8 protein-coding genes are annotated in these 9,073 nt (G+C 69.2%); 1 reads left to right on the forward strand and 7 read right to left on the reverse strand.

The genetic code is table 11. The features are described from left to right. The 7 genes from panB to AC1DYI_RS19375 all read right to left on the reverse strand — a co-directional run. Window positions 1-653: 3-methyl-2-oxobutanoate hydroxymethyltransferase (panB, locus tag AC1DYI_RS19345; RefSeq protein WP_477205757.1), on the reverse strand; the 653-nt coding region annotated here is incomplete at its 3' end. A 122-nt stretch (window positions 654-775) separates the two neighbouring features. Beyond that, window positions 776-1,933, reverse strand: a complete 1,158-nt coding sequence (locus tag AC1DYI_RS19350; protein ID WP_477205758.1) for a hypothetical protein — start codon at window positions 1,931-1,933, stop codon at window positions 776-778. 130 nt (window positions 1,934-2,063) lie between these two features. Then, on the reverse strand, window positions 2,064-3,332 hold the full coding sequence (locus tag AC1DYI_RS19355; protein WP_477205759.1) for a hypothetical protein: 1,269 nt from the start codon (window positions 3,330-3,332) through the stop codon (window positions 2,064-2,066). A 40-nt stretch (window positions 3,333-3,372) separates the two neighbouring features. Further along, window positions 3,373-4,437, reverse strand: a complete 1,065-nt coding sequence (locus AC1DYI_RS19360; protein ID WP_477205760.1) for a S49 family peptidase — start codon at window positions 4,435-4,437, stop codon at window positions 3,373-3,375. Window positions 4,438-4,486: 49 nt separating this feature from the next. Then, a complete protein-coding gene (locus AC1DYI_RS19365) occupies window positions 4,487-4,867 on the reverse strand; it encodes a Rieske (2Fe-2S) protein (protein ID WP_477205761.1) in 381 nt (126 codons plus the stop codon). After that, complete coding sequence (locus AC1DYI_RS19370) at window positions 4,860-5,522, reverse strand: HAD family hydrolase (RefSeq protein ID WP_477205762.1); 663 nt, start codon at window positions 5,520-5,522, stop codon at window positions 4,860-4,862. The genes AC1DYI_RS19365 and AC1DYI_RS19370 overlap by 8 nt, the downstream gene beginning before the upstream one ends. Continuing rightward, on the reverse strand, window positions 5,519-6,607 hold the full coding sequence (locus tag AC1DYI_RS19375; RefSeq protein ID WP_477205763.1) for an RluA family pseudouridine synthase: 1,089 nt from the start codon (window positions 6,605-6,607) through the stop codon (window positions 5,519-5,521). Before AC1DYI_RS19375 ends, AC1DYI_RS19370 begins: the two co-directional genes overlap by 4 nt. A 707-nt stretch (window positions 6,608-7,314) precedes the next feature. Between AC1DYI_RS19375 and AC1DYI_RS19380 the strand changes: the two genes are divergently transcribed. Beyond that, window positions 7,315-9,073, forward strand: a 1,759-nt coding sequence (locus AC1DYI_RS19380) for an Rne/Rng family ribonuclease (protein ID WP_477205764.1), incomplete at its 3' end; no start/stop codon positions are given.

The following is a 9,073-nucleotide window of genomic DNA, read 5'->3' on the forward strand; positions in this document are numbered from 1 at the left end:
ATGCCGATCGTCATCAGCTGAGGCAGTTCGGTGCTGATGTGGCGCGCCACGACCGAGGGCACCAGCTCCAGCACCAAGAAGGCSGCACCGGCCTGGGCCAGCGCGGTCGCGTCGTCGAGCAACACCTTCGCGGCGGCGTCGTCACGGCCCTGGACGCGGTAGCCGCCGATCGCGTGCACGCGCTGCGGCGTCAGGCCCAGGTGGGCGCAGACGGGGATGCCGCGCTCGGTCAGGAAGCGCACCGTCTCGGCCGTGTAGCCGCCGCCTTCGAGCTTGACCATCTGCGCGCCGGCGCGCATCAGCGTGGCGGCCGAAGCAAAGGCTTGTTCGGGGCTGGCCTCGTAGGTACCGAACGGCAGGTCGGTGACGAGGAACGCGCTGCGCTTGCCCTGCGCCACGGCGCGCGTGTGGTACGCCATCTGTTCCAGCGTGACCGGCAAGGTGCTGGTCTCGCCCTGGATCACGTTGCCCAGCGAATCGCCGACCAGCAGGATGTCGACGCCGGCTTCGTCCAATACGCGAGAGAAGGTGGCGTCATAGCAGGTCAGCATCACCAGCTTCTCGCCGCGTGCGCTGGCTTCGCGCAGACGAGGCAGGGTCCACGCGGGGCGCGTGGCGCTGGCATCGGGGGCGGGCTGGGGATGGACGCTCATGGGGGAACCGGGAGTTGAACGGGTGCTGCGCTGCAGCACGGGGCGGATTCTGCCTGTAACTGTCAGTGCCYGGGGAAAACCCGCGAATCAACAATCTATGACGCCGCCGCTCACGGAGGCGGTCAGGGCTGCTCGGTGACCTTCAACGTGATGCCCCTGGCGGCCAGGCGTTTGGCGATGCGCTCGGCTTCGGCCTGGTCGCCCACCGGGCCGATCGACAGCGCGTCGCCTTCGGGCGTGCCGACCACGTCCATGCGCAGGCGGCCGCCGGTCTGGCCCATCGCTTCGAGCGCCGACTGCAGCTTGTTCGCCTGGCTTTGCAGCACGGCCGGGTCGCGCAGCGGTGGGCCAACGAGGCGGAACTGGTCGGGCCCGGCCGCAGCACGCGGGTCGCCGGCATCGGCGGACAAGCCGCTGCCGACACGCGGGCCCTTGGTGGGCGTGTCGGCCACCTTCGGCACCGGCAGGATGTCATCCGGCCCTGGCGCTGTGGCCACCGGACCGCCCACGTTCGGCAGTGGCGCCGGCGCTTCGGACCGTGCGGAGACGCTGCCCCGCGGCGGGCCGCCCGTCGCGGGCCGAGCGGATTCAAGCTGTTGCTGCGCCTCGGCCACCGGCGGCAGCGCCAGCTTGCCCCCGCGGCTGGACGGCCACAGCTGCTTCAAGCCCCAGCCAACCACCAGCAAAGGCAGCAGCAACACCAGGCCAGCCAGCGCCAGCCGCGGCCGGCTGGACAGGCGGTGGCCGATCACGCTGCCCAGTTCGACCGCTGCCGAGCGGCCGATCAGCAGCCGCAGCGGCGGTTTCTTCTTGCCACGCTTGAGCGCCACCGTCAGCAGGTGGATCGGCTCGGATTTCGACGCATCCCAGCCCTTGGCGACCGGGATCTGGCGCAGCGGCCACTCCGGCGCGCCGGGCCGCTCGCGCCAGCCCTGCGCCAACGCCAAGGCGACCACCTTGCTGCGCGACAGGCCGGGGATCAGCGACAGGTCGTCGAACATCGGGAAGCGCGGCGGGCCGTCCTGCCCCTCGGGCGGCGGCGGCGAGAACGGCAGGCTGACGACGCCATAGCCGCCCAGTTGACGGCGGTTGATGCGGCGCGCCAGCGGATGGCCGTTGTGCCAGGCCACCACCTGGGCCGCCAGCACCCGCCGCGGCGACGGCAAGCCGTGGCTGCGGCCGGGGTGCGGGGAACGCGCCGGCACATGGGCGCGCGCCGCCGCCGACCGCGTGTGCCGGGTGCGTTTGCGCAATGGTGCTTCCAGCGTGGTCTCGCTCATGGTCCGGATTCGACACCCGCATTCTTCCGGCCGCCGAGGCGCAGGGCAATGTTGTCCCTGCCGTCGTGGCGGCCCAGGCATTTCTGGCCCGCTCGCGGGGCTTGGTGCCAAGCGACGGGCCGGCGGCCGTTCAGAACTCGAGCCACTTCATCGGCACCCCGCGGCGCGCCAGCACTTCGGCCAGACGCTCGGCATCGGCCTGCGTCGGCAACGGCCAGATCGTGACAACAAAGCCTTCAGGTGAGGGCATGATCTGTGCCTGCATCTGGCCGATGGCCGGGCCCAGCAGCTTGTGGATCTGGGCCAGCGTGGCCTCGGCGCCGGCCCGCTTCTTTGAAGGCGGCGACACCAGCGCGAAATGCGGCCCCGCGGGCACGACCACGCTGGCGGCCGGGGCTGGCGCCGGCGCAACGTCAGTCGGCGCCGCGACTGCGGGGCCACCGCGCGCGGTCGGCATCGGCAGCAGCTTCGGCGGGGGCGCCGCCACGGCAGATGCCGGCGACGGACCGCTCGGGCTGACCGCGGACGCCGCTTGGGGGGCCGAGGCCGGTGCCTTTGGCGCCGATGCCGCTGGCGATGGCGCGACGACCGGTGTCGCCGCCACTGTCGACGCGACGCGTGCCACCGGTGGCGCAACCAGATGGGCTGGCGTGGATGCTGCCGCCTGCGGCGCAGCCACCGGCGACAAAACAGGCACGCTGGCAGCCTTCGTGGGAACCGCGGTCACGGCAGAGGCCACCGCCGACGCAGGCATCGCGGCCGAAGACGCAGGCACCACCACAGCGACCGCCGAAGCCGCAGGCGCCGGCACCACTGACGAAGCTGCCACGGGCACGACTGGCGCCGTCGCACGCCCCAGCCATTGGGCACGCAGCCCCCAGCCCGCTGCGCCGAGCACCAGCATCAGCGCGCCGAGCGCCGCCAGCACGCGCGGACGGCTCAACGGACGCGCCCCCCAGATCGCCGAGCCTTCGGGCGCCAGCAGCAAACGACGTGGCAAAGCCCCCGGCGCGACCGGTTCGGTGACCGCCGCGGTCAGCAGGTAGCGGGTTTCGGGCGCGGGCTCGGGCGACGCGTCAGAGCGCTCGACAGCACGTTGCGGCCACTCGGCCGGACCGGGCCGGTAGTTCACCGCGTGACGCTGGGCGAATTCGACCAGGGCCCGGTGTGACAGGCCCGGCACCAGGCTCGGTTGGTGGAACAGCGGCTGCGGCTGGCCACCCGCCTCGGCCGGGCCGTAGGGCAGCGCAATGACACCCAGCCCGGTCACATCGGCCGCCGGCAACCGACGCGCCAGCGGGTGGCGGTGCTGCCAGGCTTGCACCCGGGCCACCAGGCGCCCACTGGCGTCGCCCATGTCGGGGGCTGGTGTGGCGTCTGGCAGCGTCAGGTCAACCATTGAGGCGGTGGGCCGGCGCTTGGGGCTCGGTCCCGCGGGCTCAGCGCAGCGGAGCGACGTTGCGCAGCGTGCGCACCGCCCCTTCGCCGATCGAGGCACCGAAGCGCTTGGCCAGGCGCTCGGCCACGTTTTCGGTGGGCGTGTAGTCGACCACGTCTTCGTAGCCGATCACCTCGCGCGCCACGTAGTCGAGGTTGCCGAAGTGGTCTGCCAGGCCCAGCTTGACGGCCTCTTCGCCGTTCCAGAACAGGCCCGAGAAGATCTCCGGCGTTTCCTTCAGCCGGTCACCGCGGCCTTCGCGCACGACCTTGATGAACTGCTGGTGGATCTGGTCGAGCATCGCCTTGGCGTAGGCGGTCTGCTTCGCGTCGGCGGGCGAGAACGGGTCCAGCATGCCCTTGTTCGAGCCGGCCGTCAGCAGGCGGCGCTCGACGCCGAGCTTGTCCATCAGGCCGGTGAAACCGAAGCCGTCCATCAGCACCCCGATCGAGCCGACCAGGCTGGCCTTGTCGACATAGATCTCGTCGGCGGCCACCGCGATGTAGTAGGCCCCCGAGGCGCAGGTCTCTTCGACCACCGCGTAGACCTTCTTCTTGTGCTTGATCTTCAGGCGGCGGATCTCGTCGTTGATGATGCCGGATTGCACCGGGCTGCCACCGGGCGAGTTGATGCGCAGCACGACCGCCTTGGCGCCTTCATCTTCGAAGGCGCTCTTGATCGACGCCACCAGCTGCTCGGCGTTGGCCTCGGTGTCCACCGCGATCTCGCCACGCACCTCGACCAGCGCGGTGTGCGGACCGGCCGGCGTGTTGGGGTGGCCGCTGCGCTGGGTCGACAGACCCCAGACGATGGCCAGCACCAGGCCGAACCAGCCCAGGCGCAGGCCCAGGTTCCAGCGCCGGGCGCTGCGGCGGTCGCGCAGCAGCTCGGTCGAGACCTGGCGCAGCAAGACCTCCATGCCGGCCAGCTGAGACGCAGGCGCCTCGGGGGAAGGCGCGGGCGCAGGGGCCGGCGGCGGCGGCGCGACCACGGCCGGCGCAGGGGCGGCCAACTCGGGCGCGGGGGGCGGAACAGGCGGCTGCACGGGGTCGTCAGGAAGGCTCATCGAAGACTCGGTGGGGAAAGCGGAAATCGGCGGGCAAGGCGCGGCGGTGTCACTCGAACACAACCGGCCGGATGTCCGGACTAGGATACCAATACACCTGACCGTCGCGCTCCACCACGTCGAGCGCCATCAGATGCTCACCGCGGCAAGGGCCGGCAATGCAGTAGCCGTCAGACGGTTCGTAGGTGGCGCCGTGGATAGAGCAGATGATCCAGCGCTTGTCCAGGTCGAGGAACTCGCCAGGCTGCCAGTCCAGCTCGGTCGGCACATGGGCGCAGCGGTTCAGGTAGGCAACCACGCGGCCGTCGAAGCGCAAGGCAAACGCCCGCGCCGGCTCGCGCCACAGCATCACGTCGAACATCACTGCCTTGCCGCGCTCTTCGAGGTCGGCGCTGGCGCAGACGTGCTGCTCGACCGGTTGGTCAGCCATGGGTCAGCAGCCAGTCGTGCAGCTCGCGGGTGGAGTGGGCGATGAACAGAGGCGACAAGGGCACGAAGGACTCGTGGTCATGGGCGCCGAAGCTGACACCGACCGAGGGCGTTCCGGCGTTGACGGCCATCTGCAGGTCGTGCGTGGTGTCACCGATCATCAGCGTGCGCTCCGGCTCCACACTGAACTCGGCCATCAGCTCCTGCAGCATGCGCGGGTGCGGCTTCGAGAAAGTCTCGTCGGCGGTGCGGCTGCCGTCGAACAGGCCACGCAGCTCGGTCGTCTTCAGCACATCGTCGAGCCCGCGACGGTTCTTGCCAGTGGCCACGGTCAGAAAGTGCTGGCGATCTTTCAGCGCGCGCAGCATCTGCAACGTGCCGGCGAACAGGCTCAGCTCGTGCTGGCTGGCCAGGTAGTGGTGGCGGTAGCGCGCGCCCAGCTCGGGGTAGCGCTCGGGCGGCAGGCCGGGCACGGCGTATTCCAACGCGTCGCGCAGGCCCAGGCCGATCACATAAGCAGCGCGCTGGTCGTCAGGCACGGGGACCTGGATGTCGCGGCAGKCGTTCTGGATGCTGCGCACGATCAGCGCGGTGGAGTCGAACAGGGTGCCATCCCAGTCGAAGGCGATCAGGTCGAAACGGCGGGTACGGGTCATGAATTGTTGTTGTCGGCAAGGCTCGCGAGCAGTGTCTCGCATTCGGGCGGCAGCGGYGCGTTGAGCTCGATGCGTTCCCCGCTGGCAGGGTGGTCGAAGGCCAGGCGGCGGGCGTGCAGGAACATGCGGTCGAAGCGGCAACCGTTCACCAGCCGCCCGGCGGCCAAGGCTTTGTTGAGAGCGAACTCGCCGTACTTGTCGTCGCCGACGATCGGGTGACCCTCATTGGCCAGATGCACGCGGATCTGGTGCGTGCGGCCTGTCTTGATCGTCACGTCCAGCAGCGTGAAGCCGGGTGCCGAACCGGTGTAGTTACCGACCACGCGCACCAGCGAGATCGAACGCTGGCCCTCGCCGTGATCGGCGGCCACGGCACGCACACGTCGTTCGCCCTCGGCGTTCAGATACTTGTGCAACGCAACGTCGATCACCTTCTTGCTGGCCGGCCAGGTGCCGCTGACCAGCGCGGCGTAGGTCTTGCCCGTCTCGCGCTGGCGGAACTGGTCTTGCAAATGGGTCAATGCGCTGCGTTTCTTGGCCAGCAGCAGCAGGCCGGAGGTTTCGCGGTCCAGCCGGTGCACCAGTTCAAGAAATTTGGCGTCCGGGCGGGCCCGGCGAAGTTGCTCGATGACGCCGAAGCTGACACCGCTGCCGCCGTGCACCGCCACGCCGGCGGGCTTGTCGATCACCAGCAGGTGCTCGTCTTCGAGCAGGATCGGGAATTCGCGCGGCGGCACCGTCTCGATGGCCGCGCCGGCATCTGGCGTGGCGACGCGTACCGGCGGCACGCGCACCTCATCGCCCAGTTCGAGCCGGGTGTCAGCGGCGGCTCGGCCCTTGTTCACCCGCACCTCACCCGAGCGGATGATGCGATAGACATGGGTCTTGGGCACGCCCTTGAGCTCGCGCAGCAGGAAGTTGTCCAGTCGCTGGCCGGCGGAGCCTTCGTCGACGGTCAACCGCCGGACTTCAGGCGCGGCGGGCGGCGGCGCCTGGACCGGCGCCGGTTGCGCTGCGGGTTTGGGCGCCGACGGGCGTGCCGGTTTCGGCGCCGCGGTCTTGGCGCGGGTGGGGGTGGCGGCCACCTTCGATGACGGCCGCGTGACACGGCCTGCCGGCGCGCGGCTTTTCGCCTTTATAATGGTCTGCGCCACGATAGAGCCGTAAGTGCTTGATTTTCAAGAGTTTACCCGGGCACAGCGGGTCTGAGGTGGTGGCGGGCGGTGATTGCGCCCGTGAATTTCAAGGTGATGCAACACGCTCACCGCGCTGTGGGATGGCGGGCTCCAAAGTGGCCGCCGGTCGTGGCGCCGGGCGTGGCAGAGAAACATTCGGATGTGCCGCCCCGCGATATTGCGGGGATCCACCAAGGTTTTTGGCACGAGGCGATCGGCGCGACCCGCTCGAACGCCTCGACGCCAGCGACGACAACAAAAAGCGCCGTTCGCGCATGAGCTTCCCCCACCCCCCTGGTCTGCTGACCCTCGGCCCCGGCGTATTGCTGCCGGTGTGGCCCAGGTTCATGGCAGACCTGCGCCCGGCATTTTTTGCCGGGTGGGGTTCGGGCTGGGCTTGCGCCGACGCCGCTGCTGTGTCGCCGCACGCGCCAACGCTGCCTCGCTGAAACCGCCAACAGCGGTTCGAAGCAGTCCAGGGCGATTCCTTCTTCCGGCCGCCGTCGCTGTTTCTCGTGCATCGGTCGAGGCGTGAGCCGGCCTGCTCCAAGCGGGTGGCTTGTCGCCTCACAGGCTCGCGCCTGTCCCACGGGACGGGTGCGTGACGAGGAGTGCACATGAAACGTATGTTGATCAACGCGACGCAGCCGGAAGAGCGGCGCCTCGCGATCGTCGACGGCCAGAAGCTGCTCGATTTCGAAACCGAGATCGAAGGCCGCGAGCAGCGCAAGGGCAACATCTACAAAGCGGTCGTGACGCGCGTCGAGCCCTCGCTCGAAGCCTGTTTCGTCGACTACGGTGAAGACCGCCACGGCTTCCTGCCGTTCAAGGAAATCTCGCGCACCTACTTCAAGGAAGGTGTCGGCGTTCGTGACGCCAAGATCCAGGACGTGATCTCGAACGGCCAGGAACTGCTGGTCCAGGTCGAGAAAGAAGAGCGCGGCAACAAGGGCGCGGCGCTGACCACCTTCGTGTCGCTGGCCGGCCGCTACCTGGTGCTGATGCCCAACAACCCGCGTGGCGGTGGCGTCAGCCGCCGCATCGAGGGCGAAGACCGCGAAGAGCTGAAGGAAAACCTCGACCAGCTCGAGTACCCCAAGGGCATGAGCCTGATCGCCCGCACCGCCGGCATCGGCCGCTCGGCCGCCGAGCTGCAGTGGGACCTGAACTACATGCTCAAGCTGTGGGACGCCATCGACGGCGCTTCCAAGGGCGGCAAGGGCGCCTTCCTGATCTACCAAGAGTCGTCGCTGGTGATCCGTGCGATCCGCGACTACTTCACCTCGGATGTCGGCGAGATCCTGATCGACACCGACGACATCTTCGAGCAAGCGCACCAGTTCATGAACCACGTGATGCCGGAAACGGCCAATCGCGTGAAGCGTTATCGCGACGATGCGCCGCTGTTCAGCCGCTTCCAGATCGAACACCAGATCGAGACCGCGTTCAGCCGCACGGTGAACCTGCCGGCCGGCGGCGCGATCGTGATCGACCACACCGAAGCCCTGGTCTCGGTCGACGTCAACTCGGCGCGCGCCACCCGTGGCGGCGACATCGAGGAAACGGCGACCCGCACCAACCTCGAAGCCGCCGACGAAATCGCCCGCCAGTGCCGCCTGCGCGACCTGGGCGGCCTGATCGTCGTCGACTTCATCGACATGGAAGAGTCGAAGAACCGCCGCGAGGTCGAACAGCGCCTGCGCGACGCACTGCGCCAGGACCGGGCCCGCGTGCAGTTCAGCTCGATCTCCAAGTTCGGCCTGCTCGAACTGAGCCGCCAGCGCCTGCGTCCGGCCCTGAGCGAAGGCAGCCACATCACCTGCCCGCGCTGCAACGGCACCGGCCACATCCGCGACACCGAGTCTTCCGCGCTGCAGATCCTGCGCATCATCCAGGAAGAGTCGATGAAGGAAAACACCGCCGCCGTGCATGTGCAGGTGCCGGTGGAAGTGACCTCGTTCCTGTTGAACGAGAAGCGCACCGAAATCACCAAGATCGAGCTGCGGCAGCGCACCACCGTGCTGCTGGTGCCCAACAAGCACCTGGACACGCCGAACTACAAGCTCGAGCGCCTGCGCCACGACGACCCGCGTCTGGAGAACCTGCAGGCCAGCTACACGATGATCGAAGAGCCGGACGACGAGGTCTCGATCTCGCGCCGCGAAAAGGCCAAGCCCAAGCAGGAGCCGGTGATCAAGGGCGTGCTGCCCGACCAGCCGGCCCCGGTGGCCCCGCCGCCCGCTCCGGCGCCCGCGCCGGTTGCCGCCGCGCCCGCCGCACAACCGGCCGCCAAGCCGCAGTGGGCCAGCACCCCGGCCGCTGAGCCAGCTGGCGGTGGCTTCTTCGGCTGGCTGAAGAAGCTGTTCGGCATCGGCG

The sequence above is a fragment of the Ideonella sp. P3_A4 genome (assembly GCF_056403075.1).